The organism is Paenibacillus sp. Y280 (assembly GCF_056786335.1).
In genome coordinates, this window is sequence record NZ_JBXCIW010000010.1 from 29,500 (window position 1) to 49,550 (window position 20,051).

Below are 20,051 nucleotides of genomic sequence, written 5' to 3' on the forward strand. Positions count from 1 at the left end.
AAATGACGATTTTGACGAAGGGATTGAAAGAATGAACGACGCGGCTATTTTGCTTGTCGAAGACGAGCAATCCATTTTAGAGCTTCTGATGACTGTACTCCACAAGGAGGGGTATACGAATGTGGATACCGCGAGCACAGGGGAAGCGGCTATCGCAGCCTGCGAAGCCAAAACCTATGATTTAATCGTACTAGACGTTCACTTGCCGGGACGCAGCGGAATCGACATCTGTCCTTTTCTCCGCCAAACGACGAATGCCCCGATCCTATTCCTAACCGCTCGAACGACTGACTTCGATAAGCTGACCGGCTTCGCGGTTGGCGGCGACGATTACATTACGAAACCATTCAACCCGCTTGAGGTCGTCGCACGGATCCGCTCTCATCTGCGTCGTTACCTAGCGTCCGCAAGCCAGCTTGCCATTGAAGCAGAGCCAGAGAAACTCTCTAACAGAGCATCCACCGTATACGATTACGGACGGTTTCAGGTCGATGAAACGGCAGGAGAGCTAACGGTCGATCAAAAGTCGGTGCCCTGTCCAGCGCTTGTATTTCAATTGCTGCTCTTCTTGTGCAAAAATCCAAATCGCATTTTCAGCAAAAGCGAGCTCTATGAATGCGTATGGGGCGAGGATTCGCTCCATGATGACAATACCGTTATGGTCCATATTCACCGCATCAGGGAGCGGATCGAGCCGGAACCATCGAATCCGCGCTTTATCGTCAATATGAGAGGACTAGGCTACAAGCTAATTCAAAACGAATCAAGGAGAACCCATTCATTATGACCATAAAACGTCAGCTAACGATGCGGTTTGTCCTCCAGCTCGCAATCGCCGGCTTGGTTGTCCTTCTAATCGCAGCCATAACGGTCATCTGGGTCGTTAAACGCTTTGCCGATATTAGCGTTTCCCATGATTTCGCATCGGTTGGGCTGGCTCGACTCGTAGAATCTTCCGAGCTTGGCAAAAATGGCATACGATTCGATCCGCATCTGCTCGAGCAGGTAAAGAAAAACGATGGATGGCTGCAAAGCTTGGACGAAAATGGCAAGGTAGAGCAATCCTACAATACACCTAAAGACGTTCCGCTGCGATACAATCCAGGCGAGCTGATCGCGTACTGGAATGGTGAAAAGCCATATCCTTATCATCTTTATTTGTGGATTCAAGACAAGGGCAGCAAGCGTTACACACTGTTGTACGGTGCTCCAAACCAAATCGATCCCTTATTAAACGAAGCCAGAAGCAGCGGAAAAATATCCTCAGACGGCAAGCTGCTGCTTCCAGGAGGAACAATGGAGCGCATCGTACAGCTTGGCGGCTTCGTTCAATTGCTCGATGCGGCCGGCCATGAGCTTGCTTCCTATAACAGACCTGATGTCATTCCGGCTAATTACACGCTTCAAGAGCTTTCCCTCCGCACGCTATACAATGAGCGGTACGGCTTCCATCTCACTTCCTCCTATGAGGATGAGACCGGCCGTACATGGGTAATCGGCCTGCCTAATGCCAGAAGCAGCAATGGAGGAAATAACCTGCTTGTTCCAGAGGAAGCAAAAGTGGTGTTAATCGGCATAATCGCCATGTTCACAACCATTCTAGCCTTGTTCCTGCTGCTATCTCTGTGGAATGCGCATCGTTTTGGCGGGCCTATGCTTCATATGCTGACTTGGCTCGATACGCTGGGCAAAGGCGAATATAAAGAGCCTGGTGACCACAAAGGCATCCGCCACAGCCGAACGCATTCGGGCAAGTGGAGGCGCCGTTACCGAGTCTTTGCCGAGGTCATGCATTCGATCGATAAGCTATCAGACACCTTGCAGCGTGACCAAGCCTTGCGGCATCAAACCGATAGCTTGCGAGAGGAATGGATCGCGGGAATTACGCATGATTTGAAAACGCCGTTGTCATCTATTAAAGGCTATGCGCATTTGCTAGCGGAGCCTAAATATGAATGGTCGATGGAGGAGGTTCGTAAATTTTCCAGCAGCATGCTCGACAAATCTGCACATATGGATATGCTGATCAGTGATCTTGCGATGACTTACCGGCTGAAAACCGGCGTTCGTCCGCCAGAGGCAGAGGAGGTTGATTTAAACAGCTGGCTGCGAGGGGCGCTAGAGCAAGCAGCCGCGAACCCTGAGTACGGCAGGGAAAGAATTGTGTTTCACGAGTCGCATACAGCAGTGGTTGTTAACTTATACACCCCCTGGCTAGAGCGGGTGGTCAACAACCTGACGGCCAACTCGCTGCTTCACAACCCGCCTGATACGGTGCTCACCGTCAGTATTGAGGCAGATGAAGGACTAACGATTCAATTCGCGGATAACGGCTCTGGAATGGATGAGGATACATTAAATAAGCTTTTCGAGCGGTACTATCGAGGCACGGATACTTCTGCAACGCCAAATGGGACTGGACTTGGCATGGCCGTATCCAAAGGGCTGATCGAGTCTATGGGCGGCCGAATTACAGTGGATACAGCCTTGGGGAGAGGTACTATTATCCGATTAATTTGGAATGGAACAGGATAACCGAATCCAATCATCTATGCTTTTATGAATAAAAAAGAAGGTTATCCCTGTAGGCTGCTTTTGAGACAGTCATAGGGATAACCGAAGAAGAATGCTGCTTAAACGCTTGGTTTTTGAAGCTGGCACCTCGAAGGTTATCGTTGTGCCCCGCTCGCTTTTGCTTGAAATGCTAAGCCCTGCCCCGTACAAAGACAGCAAGCGTCGATGACCACCATTTCTTTCTCATCCGATCATTGCCTTTTTGCATAATGCCCCCTATATGTCTTCGTCCATATCCCGTTTATTTCCACATTTATAATACCATGGTGTAGAGTAATGGACTACTAGGGAGCAAGGATGACCGTACTAATCCTCCTCTTTCTTGAGATCCTCCAGCAGCAGCTGCAGCTCGGGACTCGCTGGCGGCTCCTTCAGCTCCAAGCTTCGCATAGCTTCTACTGCGATTTGGAGCACTGCATAATTGCGATACCATCTATGATCAGAAGGAACCACATGCCACGGGGCCTCTTTGCTGCATTTCTCGAACAGCTCTTCGTAATACCCGCGATATTGCTTCCACGATTTGCGCTCCAATAAATCGGAAGGGTCAAACTTCCAGTTTTTACTCGGGTCCTCGATTCGGCTTATAAGCTTCTCCAGCTGGAACTGCTTGGAAATATGCAAAAAGATTTTGACCACCTTCACACCGCTATCGGCCAACAAAGCTTCAAAATGATTGATATGCTTAAACCGCTGCCTGGCCTCCTCGTCCTTCACCTTGCCATGCACTCTCGTGATGAGCACTTCCTCATAGTAGGAACGATTAAAGACAGCGATTTGACCAAGGGCGGGAACTGCGCGATGCGCTCTCCACAAAAAATCATGCCGCGCTTCCTCCTCCGTCGGCGCCTTGAAGCTGTGGGCAGATATGCCCTGCGGATGCAGTCCGGCAAACACTTTCTTAATGACCCCATCTTTCCCGCTGCAATCCATGCCTTGAAAAATAAACAGCACCGCCTGTTGTTTACCGGCGGCAAGCTTCTCCTGCAAATGCTGCAGCTCCTGCTCGAGCTCCTCGACCTCCTGGGCAGCTTCTTCCTTGCTCAGAAAGCGGCCTGTATCCTTCGGATCGATGTCCGTCAAATCCACTTTTTTTCTTGCGGGCAGCCTATAGCTCTTGGACATTTTCAACACAGCCTTCCCCATCATTATTATTTATTCATTACTATCCCACTGGGCTTTCTCCTAAACAAATAACCGATCGCGATTTTGGCGCACCATAGCGCAAAGACGCAAAAAATAGCTGACCATACAAAGGCCGGAAAAAACGTTGCTCCGCTTAGACTAGCTGCATCTCCCGCCGAAGCCGGCTCGGTAACCGCAATATAAAACAAAATAAACGGACTAATGACTGATTCCACCAGACATATGAAGGCGAGCAGCAAATAATAACCGGTCCGCAGCCAGCTTGGTGCAGCCAAATAAATGAGTACCGTCAGTGCCGTAAAACCCGCGCTCCAAGCCATCCCATACCCGTTTCGAACGAATAGCGCAAGCGCGACTCCCGCTGCTGCCGCAATTAAGGCGAGTCCAAAGCGTTCCTTCCCTTTCGCATGCAAATAGAAAAGCAGCAATGAAAACAAAGCGGAGCCGGTGTAACCCGCAAGAGCTATCGGAATGACCATCCAGCTGTTAGTATACGCCGTATAGGTCACCCCGCTCTGATCAGCGTACAAGTAAATATGCATGACGCTCCCCTTAAGCAGCAGCGTCGCCAGCGCATGGGCAAGCTCGTGGACCAATGTGTTTACATTTTGAAAAAATGCCGAAAACGGAATGAACCGGGTCAAAAAAATCGTAACGATAAGGATTACCGCCATTCTAAGCCAAGAAAACATGCATCAGCCTCCAATCCTCTGCTTTTATTTTAACTCATATACGAATGAGAAAGATTTATTTTTCAAACGATCGTTAAATGGGTAAGTAAAAGAATAGAAGCGAGAGGAGAGATATTATGGGACGTTACATTGAGGTTGAAAAAAACGTAAGGCTGTACGTTGAGGATATCGGCTCCGGCACTCCTGTCATCTTTCTACATGGCTGGCCGCTGAGCAGCCAGATGTTTGAATATCAGTTCACTCTGCTGTCAGAACAAGGCTACCGCTGCATCGGAATTGACCAGCGCGGCTTCGGCAAATCTCACGCACCGGCAACGGGCTACGACTATGATCGGCTTGCAGATGACGTAAAAGCGGTTGTCGATTATTTGAAGCTGGATCAAGCTTATCTGGTCGGCTTCTCCGTTGGCGGAGCGATAGCTGTCCGTTATATGGCGCGATATGGCGGATATGGCATCCGCAAACTTGCGCTGCTTGGCGCGGCAGCACCGTCATTCACGCAGCGGGATGATTTTCCGTTCGGCATGAAGAGGGAAGACGCTGACGCCCAAATCGCCGCCGTCAAAAAGGACCGGCCGCAGCTGCTGCGCGACTTTGGGGAGAAGTTTATGGCTAAAGCAGCGGATGCAGAAGCGATAAGTGAGCCCATTAAGGATTGGCTGCAGCAGCTTGGACTCGAAGCCTCCGCTTGGGGAACGGTTCGTACGTTCGAATCGCTTCGCGACGAGGATTTACGCTCCGATATGCTGCAAATCAAAACGGCTACAACGATTTTCCAAGGCTCGCTCGATACGATCTGTCCGCCTGAGCTTGCGAAGCAGCTGCTGAACGGCATTGACGGCTCGACGCTCGTAACTTTCGAGCAAAGCGGCCACGGCATGCTTTTTGATGAGCCAGCCAGATTCAATAAGGAGCTGCTGGAATTTTTAAAATAAACCTAATAAAAGGCGGAGCAGGATAAGTCCTGTTCCGCCTTTTTGCGTTTTTCGAAGTAGGTTAAGCGATTCCGCCTAAGTGTTAGTGGCAAGGGGTCATATCATCAGCTTGCTGCTCGTGATATTTAGCCAATAAGTAGTGGAAGCGCTGGAAGTCGCTCGTCAGTACTTTGATTTTTCTTTTTATTCGTATTTTCTTCTTATGGTCGTTATCGCCGTTCATAAGCAAGTCGATATTTTTATCCAGCTTCTCCCGCAGCGTCAGGATGAAGCCGATAGCAATATGGGACCTAACCATTTCCTGCAAATCCGCTGCGAGCGCTTCGCCAAGATGATCCAGCGTGTGCTGCTGACTGTGCAATTTTTTCTCTATCGTAAGATGCTCGGGTGTGAAGTCCTCCCGGAAATCTTGGCCAGGCACCTGGCTCCAAAATTCATTCCATTCCTCTAATTGACCAACCTCGTAAAATAAATATTTATGAAAGCCGCATAACCATGCGGTACAGCCCGTATTTCGCTTCTGGCAGCCTACGCCGTCGAGCAAATGCTGGCAGCCGTTGCAGCATGAGCCGCTATTTGCGATGCAAACCTTGCAAATGTGATTCGCGCCAAGCTCACTTAAAGATTTTAAACCCATTTCTATAACGGCAGATTTACTCACTTTTGAGGATGATTGAATACCCGGGGCGGCGGCAGACTTGTCCATATGTTTCTCAAACGCAGTATCGGGCATCCAAGCATGTCCTCCTTAACATGAAGTGAAAGTAGCAGCTATATTTCAAATATACTTCAATTAGGTACGGAAAACAATTTTGACGAGCCTGTACTCCCCGCATAATCTCATAAGCAGCCAACGACCTCTCACCATTGCTATTGAGGAAAAAACAAAAATGTCCAGCTAGTTTTTCGACACATTCCCACCCATAGATACTCCCACCGCGTTGTGATAGATGATCTCAACCACCTCGCATTATCTCATTCACCAGTAACCTTTAAACATGACCAGTGAACAGAAGTAACTGGAAAATATCCCGTTAATTTTTCGTTGAGAAGGTAAATAAACCATTTAGCTGGAAAAACCTGTTAATCCTCATCCATAAAGCTTGAGGCAGGTTGGATCTGGTGAGTTGCTTGGTTGCTGAGTTCATCGGTTATTGGGGGCTGAGGTGCTGCTTGCTGGGTTGCTCGGGTGCTGGATGGGTTGTCGCTTCATCCATTCTAAAGCACCGGGGCTGTATGACGCTTTTTTTAAATGAATGACTTCGGCAAAAAAAGTTATTTGCTCATAAAAGGGCTCATTATTACACTAATTTGTTTAGAACAAAAATAAGAAAACGAGCAACTAGAATGCTTCTGCTTCTAGTGTTCGTTTTCTTATTGGGAGTTAAATTTGTGAAACCTCAACTGTTTATATGCGGTGATCTCAAATCCGGCATGACTGCGCTCATAACACACGCTTCCATCCTCGCGTATAGAGCTCAGCCTACCATGCGTTTACGCCAAGCTTATCAATCGTTTCGCGAATGAAAGCTGGCTCATCCTCAGGCGTCCGTGACGTCACCCAGTTGCGGTCCACGACGACCTCTTTGTCAACGAAGTTTCCTCCCGCAGCCTTAATCTCCGACGAGATGCCCGGATATGCGGTAAGCGTACGGCCCTTGAGCAGGCCTGCCGTCTCCAATATTTGCGGACCGTGGCAAATAGCCGCAATCGTCGTGCCGGCTTGATCGGCCTCCTTGACGAAGGCTTGCACATCCGCGTTATTCATGAGGTAGGATGGCGATTTTCCGCCGGGAATAATGATGGCAGCATAATCGCTCGCATTCGCCTCTGCAATACCCAAGTGAGAGGTATACGCAATCGTGCCCTGCTTTCCTTTCAGCTCCTCATTGCTCTTCAAGCTAATAATAACGGCCTCATGCCCATTTTTCACCATTTCATCATAAGGGTTCTTCATCTCGGAATCTTCAAAATCATTGGCTAGTAGAAAAGCAACCTTCTTCGCCTGCGTCATCAATATGCACGCTCCTCTCAGTATTCAATCCATAATGTACTGTACCCCAATCGAGCGATTTTGAAGCAAGCAAGCCCCGCCCTATTGCTCATACACGAATAAAGGGAGCCGCTCGGCTCCCTTCATCCTTTTGCTATGCTTGCAGCTGCGCTAATATTTGCGACTTATTATTTTGACTCAGCAACTGATTCATTGCAATCTGCATAGCGGCAGTGCGTTTACCGAGCAAAGCCAGCCGGTATTCGCTCCAGCAAACGATCCCCATAAACCTGTTCCAGCCCCAGCTCCGGCATATGAATGTAGCCGATGTAGCAGCCGCATTTTTTCATCCCGCAAGGCCGCTCGGCAGCGAGGCCCGTAAGTCCGTCCCTATAGAGATGTCCAATGACTTTCCGATCGCTGTAGCAGCGCTTGACGATGCCGGCACCCTGCACGTAAAACACATTCGCCCCTGCGCCGCACGGCTTGCCGAGGCTGTCGTAATCGGGCACATTCAGCCCAAAGTAAGGATCGATTTGCGTTAAATACGCAACCTCATCCTCCGTATAGTAAGCTTTCCGATCCTTAAAAGCGTTCACCCATAGGTAGACATCCTCCGGCAGCAGCTCTCGCAGTTGAGCAATGGCGTCAAACGCGCTTCGAATGCCTACTGAGCCTACGCTGAACGAAATTCCCTGCTCATACAGCTTCATACATTGGCCTAGAAAATGAGCTTGGCTCGTTTGACCGGGATGATAGGTTGCCCAGAACGCTGCTTTGTCCTTCGCAAGCTGCTGCGTCCATTCAAGCTTAACGGATAAATTGGTCTGCACTGCAACCTTCACTACATGCGCCAAATGGGAAAGCTCGATCATCGCATCGCGATACCAGCGGTGAACAAGCGCCTCTCCATATGGATTAAAGAAAATCGAGAGCTGATGACCCGCCGCACCTTGCTCGCTAACCCATTCCATGAAAGCTTGAAGCTGCTGCTTATCCTTCGCAAGCGTCTCCTTGCTATCCTTTGTCTTGCTGAAGGGACAGTACGGACAGTCATAATTGCATGACGACAATGCACCTCGGTAATAGAGCACCGCCTTCACCGGATGACATACCCGTTCATCAGCTCTCTTACCTCGCCCGAGATAAGCTCATCACCGATGGCGTCCGAATAAGCCAAGCCATCCGTCGTCAGCCGCAATATTCCTGCATCAAGCTCGGCTAGTCCGGCGCCAAGCAGCTCCTTCAAATCGGGCTGCTCCTCCAGCAGATCAGTTCCGAAACGCCCTTCGTATGCGGATAGCGCAAGTCCCTCCCGGTGCAGCAGCGCCTTTAGAATATACCTGCGCTTTTGCTCCGCTTCGCTCAAAATAAAGCCGTAATCTGCCGTATCGTGGCGCTCAGCTGTTACGTAATCCTCAATGATGCTTCTTGTCGCCGCCGTGCTTACGCCGTATCGTGAAGCATAGTGTATCTCGCGCGTATAGGAACGGGCTCCGCAGCCGAGGCCAACCATGCCTTCCTCCTGGCAGCTGAAGGGCAACAAGTTCTTATGATTAAAAGGAATATCCTTCGCAAAACGCCTCATCGAATATTGCCTGTAGCCCGCGGCTTCCAGACGCTGCCTTGCAATATGATAAAGCGAGAGCCTAATATCGTCTCCTGCGCTGCGCATTTGCTCAGGCTTCAAAATCGTATTTTCGCGCGTATAAAGCGGGTAAATAAATATTTCGCCCGGACCGTAACTGATCGCCTTCTCAAGCGAGAACAGCCATGTATCCTCTTTTTGCCCAGGCAAGCCATAGATAAGATCTACATTAACGAGCGGAAATTGATAGCTCATCAGCGTTTCCAGCGATTCTTCCGCAATACGCGGCTTCTGCGGACGGTAGATGGCTGCGGCTTCCTCCTCCACAAAGCTTTGGATACCCATGCTGACGCGGTCAACGAGCCTATCCTTCAGCACACGCATCCGATCTGCGGTTACCGTCTCCGGAGACGTTTCTACCGATATCGATGCCAGCACGGGATCAAGCCCCATCGTATGCTCAGCAATGTCGAATAACCGGTTCAGTTGGCTCGCTTCCAGCAGCGTTGGCGTTCCGCCGCCAATTGCGAATCTGGAGAACGATCGATTTTGGAACCAAGGGGCCCATTGCTCCGCTTGACGCTGAAGCGCATCAACATATTGCTCATGGACATCCACACGCCGGTCCGGCAGCGTAAATAAATTGCAAAAGCCGCAGCGCGCTCCGCAAAAAGGAATGTGCATATACAAAAAGTGATAGTCCGTTTGATCCCGCTCCCACAGCTCCTTCAGCGATTGTGCGGGCTGCAAATCGCGATAAGCCGTCTTGTGCGGATAGGAATACAGGTATGATCGGTATGGAGCCTGCGTAAACCGCTGCTCCCGCTCCCGCAGCTCGGGAGAAGATTGTTGCGATGAGATATGCTGCAAGCTGCTTGCCCTCCTTATTCCAATATAAACTCGCGATAAGGCACGTTCCAAACGACCTCATGCGCCAAACGATGTCCCTCGTAGCCGTCCTCGCCGTAAGCCGTCCCATGATCGGAGAACGCTAGGCAAAGCGTTTTGCCCCGGCGCCTCATTGCTTCGAACAACACGCCAAGCTGACTGTCCACATAGCGAAGCGCCGCGCGCTGCGTCTCTACGGAATCCTTTTTCGCGCCAGGCACGAAGTAGTGATTAGGCCCGTGCATGGCGGATATATTCATAAACAAAAACAGTCTTTCAGCGGGATCTGCCTGCTCCAGCAGCTTCAGCGCATGATTTACCTGATGCTCGGTCGAGCGGGGATTGGTCACCCCAAAGGTCATCCGCCAATAGCTTTCTTGAAAATAACTGGGAAGCACCTTGGCAAGCTTGTTTTTCTTCGTAAAAAAAATGACGCCCCCGATGCAGATCGTCCGGTAGCCAGCCTCCTGCAAGCCGGATACGAGATCCGGAGCGTCAAATAACCAGGTATGAGGGTGCGTCTTGAGCCCTGTATGTTTGGTGTGGAAAAGTCTAACATGAGAAGCTTTGTCCGTGTTCGCCGGAGTCGGCAGAAAGCCGCCGAAAAAAGCATGATGGGCCGCATATGTAAAGCTGCCCGGCGAATGCCGCATCTCCCACCCTCCGCCTGCGCAAAGGTTCGGACAGTTCGCTTCCTCCAGCTTCGCCACGTCATAGCGCAGCGTGTCGAGCGTAATCATCAAAATATCGTGGGAACCCACGATTTGGTTCATATCCAGCATACGTTGCTATTCCTTTCTGAGAAGCTCGCGCATTTGCCATTCATAGGTGTTCATCCCCTCATACTCGGCACCATAGAGCAAATCGCCAAATGGATTAATATCTATTGCATACGTAAGTCCGCTGCCTCTTTGAACGAGCACATCCACGCCCGCCGCCCGGCTTCCAGGAAAAGCACGGAGCGCAGCTTCCGCCGTTAGCTTCACCGCTTGCATCACCTCGGCGGATAGCAGCTCGTCGATATCCATCCTTCGCTCGTTGCGAAGGTGCAGATTGGTAATAGGCGTGCTGCTCAGCCGCAGCACCGTATGGCAAGCCTCGCCATTCACGACGAGCTGGCGCACGTCAAACGACTTGCTCTCGAAGCTGTCCTTCTCGATCCAGCGCTCGATATGCGCGCCTTCCCTGCATACCCAGTCAATGATTTGCCTAATATCGGAATGCTCTCGGTAACGCCTCAGCAGGCCGGCATTGTAAAAGCTGCTGCTTCCGGCTTGCTCCTCAATGCCAATGGTCGTTATGGCTAGCTCAGCGCCTGTCCGCGGGTTGATCTGGTAAGCGATAACGCCGGAAGCGCCAGATCCGCAGGCGAGCTTAATGAACAGCCGCCTCATTCCGCTGATCGAGATTGCCGCCTGCAGCTCATCGTAGCTTTTGATCGATCCGACAGGCGCCGGCAAAGCCGGCACGCGTAGGCCGAGCCGCGACAATAGCTGCCAGCAGCTTCTTTTGTCGAACATGCTCGCGATGCTGCCTGGCGAATTGACCCAGCGGACGGCTATCTTTGAAGCCCTTACCTCCCGGTGCATAGCGGCAAGAAATCGGCAATAGCCGCGGTACCACTGCGCCGGATAATAGATTTGTCCATGCTGGAGAGGAAGAGCAAGCGCGTCCGCAGCCGATATCGAAATGCGCTCAGGCAGCGAGCATGCAGACCAGAAGACATCGTCACCACTGCGGTCGGGTGCTCCCCAAGCGATCAGCTCCCGTTCAACCGCCTGGTCCTCGCCGGGCGCATCAAGCCGTATGATGATCTCTCCGCCGCTTGTCATTTGTTGCAGTACATCTTGTATGTACACGTTCCGCTTAAGCAGCTGCTCATACGAGAGCACGACAGCCGGAGCCAGCCCCAGCTTGCTTCTTGCCGCCTGCAGACCCATTGTCCTTTTGTTTGCTGGATTCCCTATTAATAGAAAGGGAGTCTCTCTGCCTCCGATTGAATAGCTGCCCATCACTCGGTTAGAAATGGGTAACGCCAATCGTCTTCATCCGCTTCCTGCTGATCGGTCACGTCGACCGACATGCCCGATTGCTTCCAGCGCTCCAGCAGCTCGCCCGTCATGTAGTGATAGCTGAGATTAAGATGCTTCAACTTCCTAATGCGCTCGCTCGCAAGCAGCGCTGCCCCACCTTCATCAGAAAGCGTGCCGTAAGAGAGATCGAGCGTATCCAACTGGTCCAAAATCGGCGCATCCGTGATCGCAATCGCAATTTCGTCCTGAATTTCGCTGTCTTTTAAGCCTAAATAAGTAAGCTTCGGGAATAGATCCCCCTTCATCAGCAGCAGCACATCCTCGATTCCGCCGTCAAAGCCGTAATCCTCAACGCCCAAATAAAGCTCCAGCCTTTTCAATTCCGGCAGCCTCGCGCTCGTAATTTCCTCAAGCACCGACTTCGGCAGTCCTCCGCAAATAATGACCAGCTCCTGCAGCTTATCATGAACGAGCGGCTGCAAGCTTAATTGTTGGCTGCCCTTTATTGATAACGACTGCAAATTCGGAAATGCCGCAAGCAGCGGCGAGAGATTCGTCTGATTAATCCAGGAAACCTCGCATTCCTCAAAGCCCATATCTCCAATAAATAGTTTCGTTAAATTAGGAAAAGCATCCTTATGGCTGATCAACGATTCCATGAAGCTGTCCGGAGAATTCTCATACGCCTGACCCCAATCGCCAATCGTGAGTATAGACAGCTTTTTGCCATCCTCGCTCGATGCCAATTTTTCGATCAAGCTAGACATTCTAATCCCTTCTTCATACTCGTCATAGCCAACCGATAAGCGAATTTCAATCAAGAGTACCCCTCCAATTGTTTCCATATGGAATTAGGTTACCATGGTGTTTTTCAGCCCGTCAATGGTCCCTTAGTCATATGTGCCTACCCGCAAACGACAAAAGCCGAGAACCCCAGTAAATGAGGCTCTCGGCTTTTAAGCAGGATAATGACAGGCTACGAAGTGTCCTTGTTCAATCTCTTGCAGCTCCGGCTGCTCGTTCTTGCACAGCGCTGTCGCAGCGGGGCAGCGTGTATGAAAGCGGCAGCCTGCGGGGGGATTTGCGGGGGACGGAATTTCGCCGTTAATGGTTAGAAGCCCTCTCTTGCGGGACGGGTCCGGCCAAGGAATCGAGGCAATGAGCGCTTTCGTATAATGATGCGCAGGGTGCTTGAACAGTTCCTCGCTATCGGCAATTTCAACAAGCTTGCCCAAGTACATGACGCCGATCCGGTTCGAGATATGTCTGACCACGTGAAGGCCATGGGCAATGAACAAATACGTCAGCCCGAGGCTTTGCTGCAAATCCTGCATCAAATTGACGATTTGCGCTTGCACCGATACATCAAGCGCCGATACCGCTTCATCGGCAAGCACGAAGGATGGACGCAGCGCGATCGCTCTGGCGATGCCGATGCGCTGCCGCTGACCGCCGGAAAACTCATGCGGGTAACGCTCATGCCAGGAAGGATTAAGACCGACGAGCTGGAGCAGCTCTTCGATTCGCGATTGTTTCTCTGCTGCGCTAAGCGAGGTGTGGATCGAGAGCGGTTCCCCAATGATATCGCCCACTCGCCAGCGAGGATTCATCGAGCCGAACGGATCTTGAAAGATCATCTGCATATCCTTGCGCACATCATGCAGCTGGGATTGCTTCATCTCCGTTAGTTTCTGACCTGCAAAGGTCACTGTGCCTGCCGTTGCTTTCTCTAGCTGCATAATAACGCGGCCGAGCGTCGATTTGCCGCTGCCGGATTCACCGACAAGGCCAAATGTCTCCCCCTTGCGAATCTGGAAGGACACGTCATCGACAGCGCGAATCGCGGATGAGCGGCGCAACAGCAAGCTTTTGCCGAGCGGGTAATATTTTCGCAAGCCTTCGATTTCAAATAGATTTTCGGCCAAAGCCGCCTTTTCTGCAACAAGACTGACACGCTCTATCACAGTCGCAGCTGGAACAGCGCTTGCCTTATCTGTGCGTTTCCATGCCTGCGCCTCCGCCAGCTCCTCCGCATACCAGCACGCCGCTTGGCGGTCATTAACATCGAAGAGAGGCGGGCTTTCCTTCACGCATTTGTCAGTTGCATGCGGACACCTTGGGTGGAAGCGGCAGCCTGTCGGCAGCTCGAACAAATTCGGAATGCTTCCATCAATGGAGAACAGCTTGGAGCCTCTCTCGCTGTCCAGCGTCGTAATGGAACGAAGCAAGCCCTGCGTGTAAGGATGATGCGGTTGCTCAAACAATTGCTCAGCTGTTGCTTGCTCAACGACTTGACCCGCATACATGACAATAATGCGATCAGCCATTTCGGCAGCAATGCCCAAGTCATGCGTAATAAGAAGAATCGACATATTGAATTCTGTCTTAAGCTCCTGCAGCAGCTGCAAAATTTGTGCTTGAATCGTCATATCGAGCGCCGTTGTCGGCTCGTCAGCGATGAGCAGCTCCGGGCCGCAGGCAAGCGCCATCGCGATCATCGCCCGCTGCAGCATTCCGCCGGACAGCTCGCCCGGATACTGCTTCATCCGCAGCTCCGGCTCGGGAATGCCGACGCGGCCGAGCAAATGAATCGCGCGCTCCCGCGCTTTCTCGCTGCTGCCGAGCTTATGCCCGGCAATGACCTCTACAATCTGACTGCCGATTGTGAATACCGGATCAAAGGCTGACATCGGCTCCTGAAAGATCATCGCCATTTTTTTGCCGCGCAGCGTGCGCATGCCTTTTTGCGGCGTGCGTACTAAATCGATGCCGTCCAGCTTCATTTCGCCGCTTGCGATTACGCCATTCTCATAGTCGATCAAACGCATGACCGATTTGGAAGTAATCGTCTTGCCGCTGCCGGATTCTCCGACGAGACATACCGTCTCGCCCGGCTTCATGCTAAGCGATACGTCCGAAATAGCGGTCAACCAGCCCTTAGGAGTAGCAAACTTGACGGTTAGATGCTCAATTTCAAGCAATGTTTTCAAATGAGTGCCCCCTCCTAAATTCTGCTTTTCTTCGGATCGATATGGTCTCTAAGCTTGTCGCCCATCAGATTGACCGACAATACGAGTAAAGTAATCGCAAGACCTGGGAAGGTGGACATCCACCAAGCAACGGTTAAATAGCCTCTTCCTTGCGACAGCAGCGTACCCCAATCGGGAATTTCCTTAATGACGCCTAGTCCAAGAAAGCTAAGCCCCGATCCTACCAATATCGAGGTGCCTAAGCCGATCGTTGCCATCACGAGCAGCGGCGACCAAGCATTCGGCAAAACATGGAGGAAAAAGATGCGCAAATGGCCCGCGCCAACCGAGCGCGCCGCCGTAATGAACGGTCGCCCCTTGATGCTTATAATTTGACCGCGGAATACTCTGGCATAGCCCGGAACGGCTGATAAAGCAACCGCCAGCACAACATTGAACAAGCTTGGGCCCATCGCAGCCGCAATAGCGAGCGCGAATAGAATGCCGGGAATCGTCATCAACACCTCGATAAAGCCCATAATGACCGTATCGAAAATGCCGCCAAGAAACCCCGATAATGCGCCAATCGAAGCGCCAAGAAAGCCGCCGACAATAACCGATGCCAAGCCGATCATCAGCGAGTCGCGACTGCCGTAGACAACTACGCTAAAGACATCTCGGCCGTAATAATCGGTGCCGAACAAATGCGTAAAGCTTGGCGGCAGCATAATATCGGTCATGATCATTTCCGTTGGCGAATAAGGAGCGATCTGCTCCGGAATAAGCGCGCACAATACGATGAAGAGCACGATAAAACCAGCTGCATAGACAAGCAGGTTGGATACATTAAGTTTGGCCCTTCTAGGCGCCAAGCTGCGTGCTGCCCTAATTCTCGGCCAAGCCGGCTTGGCGACTGCGGTCTCCTTCATGTGAAGCTCCCCCTTTGCCTATTGCGAACGCCTGACTCTCGGATCAATGATCCGGTAAGAGAGGTCCACAATTAAATTGATGACGACGTACATAATGGCCGAGAAAAAGACGACGCCCTGCACGACTGGCAAATCCTTGGACATTAGCGCATCCGATATGACTCTCCCGATTCCTTGCCGGGAGAATACCGTTTCGATGACGACGGTTCCTGCGAGCAGATCGCCGCTAAGAACGCCGATCATCGTCAGGGCTGGAATAAGCGCGTTGCGCAGCGCATGCCGGTACATGACAAGCTTCTCCGATACGCCCTTAGCTCTCAGTGTTACGATAAATGGCTCGTTGATCACTTCAAGCATGCTGTTGCGGACGAGCCGAACGACGAAGCCCGCTCCGACAATGCCTAGCCCGACAGCCGGCAGCACAAGCGTCTTCCAGCCCTCCGAGCCCATCGCCGGAAACCAATCGAGCGTAATCGAGAAGATAAGAATGAGCAATATGCCCGACCAAAAGGTTGGCATCGAAATGCCGAATAACCCGACTATTCTTGCCGTTATATCGATCCAGCGATCGCGGTGGATCGCCGACAGCACCCCGAGCCAGATGCCGACAACGGCTGCTATTAAGCAGCTTGCAGCCGTCAAAGCAAGCGTCGCCGGCAAATGAGCAATAATTTTGGGCAGCACCGGCTCGTCATTTACGATCGATTTGCCAAAATCCCCTTGCAAAACCTTCCCTACATAAGAGCCAAACTGTTCATAGAGCGGCCTATCAACGCCAAGCTGCGCGCGCAGGCTCGCAATCACCTCGGGCGACACCGTGCTTGGGTCGACCATAGATAAGACAGGGTCGCCCGGCAACAGATAAACGATGACAAATACGAGCACGAGCGATCCCAAAATGACGAGCAAGGAGGTAAATAACCGAATACTAATCGCTTTAAGCATCACTTACCTCCTTATGGAAGGATGACTTCCACTGCTTATTTTTGAATAAATACATCATTAAACAACGGATAAGCGAGGGAATCAAACTTGATTCCATTAACTGTCTTGGATGCTGCTATGGTATAAGGGAAAACGTAGATCGGAATGATGACCGCTTGATCGATAATCGCCTTCTGAACGTTTGCGTACAGTTCTTGCCGCTTTGCAGTGTCCTTCTCGATCAAGCCTTGATCGATCCAGCTGTCTACCTCAGCGTTTTTGTATGCAGCAAGGTTCTGTTTACCGCCTACGCTGACGGAATCAGAGTGATAGAAAGCGCGTAAAGCTTCAGGGTCGGAGTTGACCTGGCTATTTCCGTAAATATCGTAGTCGCCGTTCTCGAACACAATCGTGCGAACATCCTTCGTAATTTCTACCTCTACCGCAACGCCGATTTGCTTTAATTGCTGCTGGATAATGGCTGCTATATCATTTCTTTTCTCCCGGTTCGGCGAGCCGTCAACGTAATGAAGCGTAAGCTTCTTGCCGTCTTTCGCACGGAAGCCGTCGGCGCCCTTCACGTAGCCCAGCTCATCAAGCAGTGCATTTGCCTTGCCTAGATCTGGCTTAACGCCGCTCTCGAGCGACTTGTCATAACCGAAGGTTCCTGGTGTAAGCGGTGACCAAGCACGGTCATACGTGCCTAAATATAAGGTTTTGACGATGGTATCTACATCAATGGCCGACTGAAGCGCCTGCCTTGCTTTGAGTTCGTTCCATGGCGCTTTCGTTTGGTTGATGAATAACGTATAAGGCAAGCCCCGCGTATTCGATTTGAACAATTGAAGCTTCTCGTCCTTCTCAAGCGCGAGAATATTTTGCGGCGGAATCGTTTCGCCTGCCAGCACTTGGCCGCTCTGCACGCTTCCGATTCGAGTAGCCTCCTCGGGCGCTATTTTAAAGGTGACATTATCCAGGTAAGGCGCTTCCTTGTTCTCAACCAGAGGCGGCGCCCATTTGTAATCGGGATTTCGCTCCACCGTAATTTGCGAATTCTCTTCCCAGCTTACAAATTTAAACGGACCCGTTCCAACCGGATTTTTGCCAAGCTGATCGCCTTGCTTCTGAGCAGCAGTCGGCGATACGATACTGACCAGCGCTTGGCTAAGGTTGCCTAAAAACGCATTGGAGGGCGTCTCCAGATTCAGCTTGACGGTAAATTCATCGATTACTTCGGCCGATTTGTAAGGTCTGATCAAAGCGGCCGAGTTAGCGGCTTTAGTCTCCGGATTCAGAATCCGATCATAGTTATACTTCACTGCCTCGGCGTTAAACGGTGTGCCGTCATGAAATTTAACGTCTTGGCGCAGCTTGAACGTATAGCTCTTGCCATCCTCTGAAATTTCCCATTCCGTTGCCAGCCACGGCACAATCGAGCCGTCAGTCAGCTGGGCGACAAGGTTATCGTGAATCGTACGAATGACGCGAACCGCTACGGCTAAGCCGCTGCGATGCGGGTCGAGATTATCCGGCGACGTTGCCAGCGCATAGGTTAGTTCTCCGCCCTTAATCGTCTCTGTAGAGGCTGATGCGTTCGTGCTAGAGCCAGCTTCCGTCTCCTCATTCTTGCTGCCTGCTTGCTTCGTTCCCGCGCAGCCGCTCAGCACCAATACTAACGCTGTCGTAAGTGCAATAATGGTTTTCCAACTGATTCGTTTTTTTAACATCTCAATCTCTCCCCTGTTCATTCTGTTTAAGTTAAAAAGCTCCGTTTGTTTGCGCTGCCGCTGCTTCAGAGGCCGCTTGATCCTCCAAGGATTCCAACTGCTTAAGACGCTGTTCGGTATAGCGATTGCTTGGAATCTCTAGGCCTAGGTTGCCGCGCAGCGTATCCGCTTCGTAATCGGTGCGGAACAAGCCGCGCTGCTGCAGTACCGGAATGACAAGCTCCACAAATTCGTCCAGCCCTGTCGGTACGCCCGCCCCGATAATAAATCCGTCGATCGCTCCCTGCTCAAACCACTCTTGAATTAGATCGGCAACCTTCTCAGGGGTTCCAATAAACGGCGTTCTTGGCGTTGCCGCGCGCAGCGCGACTTGACGCAGCGTTAAGCCATGCTCCTTCGCTTCCCGCTTGATTTTGTCCGTCGTGCTTTGGAAGCTGTTTTTGCCGAGCTCGCCGAGATCAGGGAACGGTCCGTCCAGCGGATACTGCTTGAAATCATGATGCTCGTAAAACCGCCCCAAATTATCGAGCGCATTATCAATGCTGACCAAGCGTGCAACCTCTTCGTATTTGCGCTCCGCTTCCTCCTCTGTCGCTCCTACGATAACGCCAATCCCCGGAAAAATAAGAATCTCTTCGGGCGAGCGTCCAAGCTCAGCCGCTCTACGCTTCACATCCTGGTAGAATGATCTCGCTTCCTCAAGCGTCTCGTGATTCGTAAATACAGCGTCAGCAGAGGCGGCTGCCAGATTCCTTCCGCTCTCCGATGAGCCAGCTTGGAATACGACCGGCTGGCCCTGCTTCGATCTCGCGATATTAAGCGGCCCCTTGACGGAAAAAAACTCGCCTTCGTGGTTTAGCGTGTGCAGCTTGCTTTTATCAAAAAATTCACCGGTTTCCTTATTGCGTACAAATGCATCATCCTCCCATGAATCCCATAGGCCGCGAGCCACCTTCAAATACTCGGCAGCAATGCGATAGCGCTTGCTGTGGTCGGGATGCTGCTCAAGCGGGATGCTGTAGTTGAGCGCCGAACCTTCGAGGGGAGACGTCACGACATTCCAGCCCGCTCGCCCGCCGCTAATGTGATCAAGGGAAGAAAACTGTCTGGATACTGTAAACGGTTGGCTGTAAGAGGTAGACAAGGTTCCGACCAGCCCGATTTTGGAAGTGACAGCGCCAAGCGCGGACAAAATCGTAATCGGCTCGAAGCGATTCAAGAAATGGGGATTCGACTTCTCGTTGATGTACAAGCCGTCCGCTATGAACACAAAATCAAATTTTCCTTCCTCAGCCTTAATTGCCTGCTGCTTATAAAATTCAAAATTAACGCTCGCATCCGCTGCGGCATCTGGATGTCTCCAGCCTGCGAAGTTGCCTCCTGGACCATGCAATATGGCACCCAATCTTAGTTTTCTTTGCACCGCCATATCTTTCTCCACCCCTCATATTTCATTGAAATAGGCATATGATTGCCTTAGCTAAGCTTTGTTTTTAGATATTACATAATTCAAATAGGTTTTGTTGGATTTATAGAGATGAGTCTATCACCTGCGTTCAAACGCAGTCAATCGCTCCCATAATAGATAAATTCTATTTCTATATACAATATTTCAATGCGTTCGTTTATTTACAGTGAACCCATTCGATTACG

At 51.2% G+C, this 20,051-nt stretch carries 17 protein-coding genes; 3 read left to right on the forward strand and 14 right to left on the reverse strand.

The features are described from left to right. Positions 1 to 31 precede the first annotated feature (31 nt). A complete protein-coding gene (locus AC1TPC_RS14630; protein WP_482067565.1) occupies positions 32 to 787 on the forward strand; it encodes a response regulator transcription factor in 756 nt (251 codons plus the stop codon). Further along, positions 784 to 2,535: a sensor histidine kinase gene (locus AC1TPC_RS14635; RefSeq protein ID WP_482067566.1), complete on the forward strand. Its 1,752-nt coding sequence runs from the start codon at positions 784 to 786 to the stop codon at positions 2,533 to 2,535. Before AC1TPC_RS14630 ends, AC1TPC_RS14635 begins: the two co-directional genes overlap by 4 nt. A gap of 345 nt (positions 2,536 to 2,880) precedes the next feature. Here AC1TPC_RS14635 and AC1TPC_RS14640 read toward each other — a convergent pair whose 3' ends face one another. Both AC1TPC_RS14640 and AC1TPC_RS14645 read right to left on the reverse strand, forming a co-directional pair. Beyond that, complete coding sequence (locus AC1TPC_RS14640) at positions 2,881 to 3,699, reverse strand: PPK2 family polyphosphate kinase (protein WP_482067567.1); 819 nt, start codon at positions 3,697 to 3,699, stop codon at positions 2,881 to 2,883. 26 nt (positions 3,700 to 3,725) lie between these two features. Then, positions 3,726 to 4,412 carry a M50 family metallopeptidase gene (locus tag AC1TPC_RS14645; protein ID WP_482067568.1) on the reverse strand — a complete coding sequence of 229 codons (687 nt, stop codon included), beginning with the start codon at positions 4,410 to 4,412 and terminating at the stop codon, positions 3,726 to 3,728. Between the two features lie 116 nt (positions 4,413 to 4,528). Here AC1TPC_RS14645 and AC1TPC_RS14650 point away from each other — a divergent pair, with 116 nt between their 5' ends. Next, positions 4,529 to 5,347 carry an alpha/beta fold hydrolase gene (locus AC1TPC_RS14650; protein ID WP_482067569.1) on the forward strand — a complete coding sequence of 273 codons (819 nt, stop codon included), beginning with the start codon at positions 4,529 to 4,531 and terminating at the stop codon, positions 5,345 to 5,347. Positions 5,348 to 5,429: 82 nt separating this feature from the next. Here AC1TPC_RS14650 and AC1TPC_RS14655 read toward each other — a convergent pair whose 3' ends face one another. From AC1TPC_RS14655 to AC1TPC_RS14710, 12 genes are all read right to left on the reverse strand, one after another. After that, positions 5,430 to 6,080 (reverse strand): hypothetical protein, encoded by a 651-nt coding sequence (locus AC1TPC_RS14655; RefSeq protein ID WP_482067570.1) that lies wholly within the window; start codon positions 6,078 to 6,080, stop codon positions 5,430 to 5,432. 750 nt (positions 6,081 to 6,830) lie between these two features. Next, positions 6,831 to 7,361, reverse strand: coding sequence for a type 1 glutamine amidotransferase domain-containing protein (locus AC1TPC_RS14660; RefSeq protein WP_482067571.1), 531 nt, complete (start codon positions 7,359 to 7,361; stop codon positions 6,831 to 6,833). Between the two features lie 218 nt (positions 7,362 to 7,579). Continuing rightward, positions 7,580 to 8,443: an STM4011 family radical SAM protein gene (locus AC1TPC_RS14665; RefSeq protein ID WP_482067572.1), complete on the reverse strand. Its 864-nt coding sequence runs from the start codon at positions 8,441 to 8,443 to the stop codon at positions 7,580 to 7,582. Further along, positions 8,440 to 9,789, reverse strand: coding sequence for an STM4012 family radical SAM protein (locus tag AC1TPC_RS14670; RefSeq protein ID WP_482067703.1), 1,350 nt, complete (start codon positions 9,787 to 9,789; stop codon positions 8,440 to 8,442). Before AC1TPC_RS14670 ends, AC1TPC_RS14665 begins: the two co-directional genes overlap by 4 nt. A gap of 23 nt (positions 9,790 to 9,812) precedes the next feature. Continuing rightward, positions 9,813 to 10,598, reverse strand: coding sequence for an STM4013/SEN3800 family hydrolase (locus AC1TPC_RS14675; RefSeq protein ID WP_482067573.1), 786 nt, complete (start codon positions 10,596 to 10,598; stop codon positions 9,813 to 9,815). A 6-nt stretch (positions 10,599 to 10,604) separates the two neighbouring features. After that, entirely contained in the window at positions 10,605 to 11,855 is a 1,251-nt protein-coding gene (locus AC1TPC_RS14680; protein WP_482067574.1) for an STM4014 family protein, read from the reverse strand. Then, a complete protein-coding gene (locus AC1TPC_RS14685) occupies positions 11,828 to 12,667 on the reverse strand; it encodes an STM4015 family protein (RefSeq protein WP_482067704.1) in 840 nt (279 codons plus the stop codon). The genes AC1TPC_RS14680 and AC1TPC_RS14685 overlap by 28 nt, the downstream gene beginning before the upstream one ends. Positions 12,668 to 12,805: 138 nt before the next feature. Next, on the reverse strand, positions 12,806 to 14,839 hold the full coding sequence (locus tag AC1TPC_RS14690; protein WP_482067575.1) for an ABC transporter ATP-binding protein: 2,034 nt from the start codon (positions 14,837 to 14,839) through the stop codon (positions 12,806 to 12,808). Positions 14,840 to 14,853: 14 nt separating this feature from the next. Further along, complete coding sequence (locus AC1TPC_RS14695; RefSeq protein ID WP_482067576.1) at positions 14,854 to 15,747, reverse strand: ABC transporter permease; 894 nt, start codon at positions 15,745 to 15,747, stop codon at positions 14,854 to 14,856. A gap of 18 nt (positions 15,748 to 15,765) precedes the next feature. After that, the gene (locus AC1TPC_RS14700) at positions 15,766 to 16,692 is read right to left on the reverse strand and encodes an ABC transporter permease (RefSeq protein ID WP_482067577.1); all 927 of its coding nucleotides are present in this window, start codon (positions 16,690 to 16,692) and stop codon (positions 15,766 to 15,768) included. 35 nt (positions 16,693 to 16,727) lie between these two features. Further along, positions 16,728 to 18,398, reverse strand: coding sequence for an ABC transporter substrate-binding protein (locus tag AC1TPC_RS14705; RefSeq protein WP_482067578.1), 1,671 nt, complete (start codon positions 18,396 to 18,398; stop codon positions 16,728 to 16,730). 31 nt (positions 18,399 to 18,429) lie between these two features. Then, entirely contained in the window at positions 18,430 to 19,827 is a 1,398-nt protein-coding gene (locus AC1TPC_RS14710; protein ID WP_482067579.1) for an LLM class flavin-dependent oxidoreductase, read from the reverse strand. Between the last annotated feature and the right edge of the window lie 224 nt (positions 19,828 to 20,051).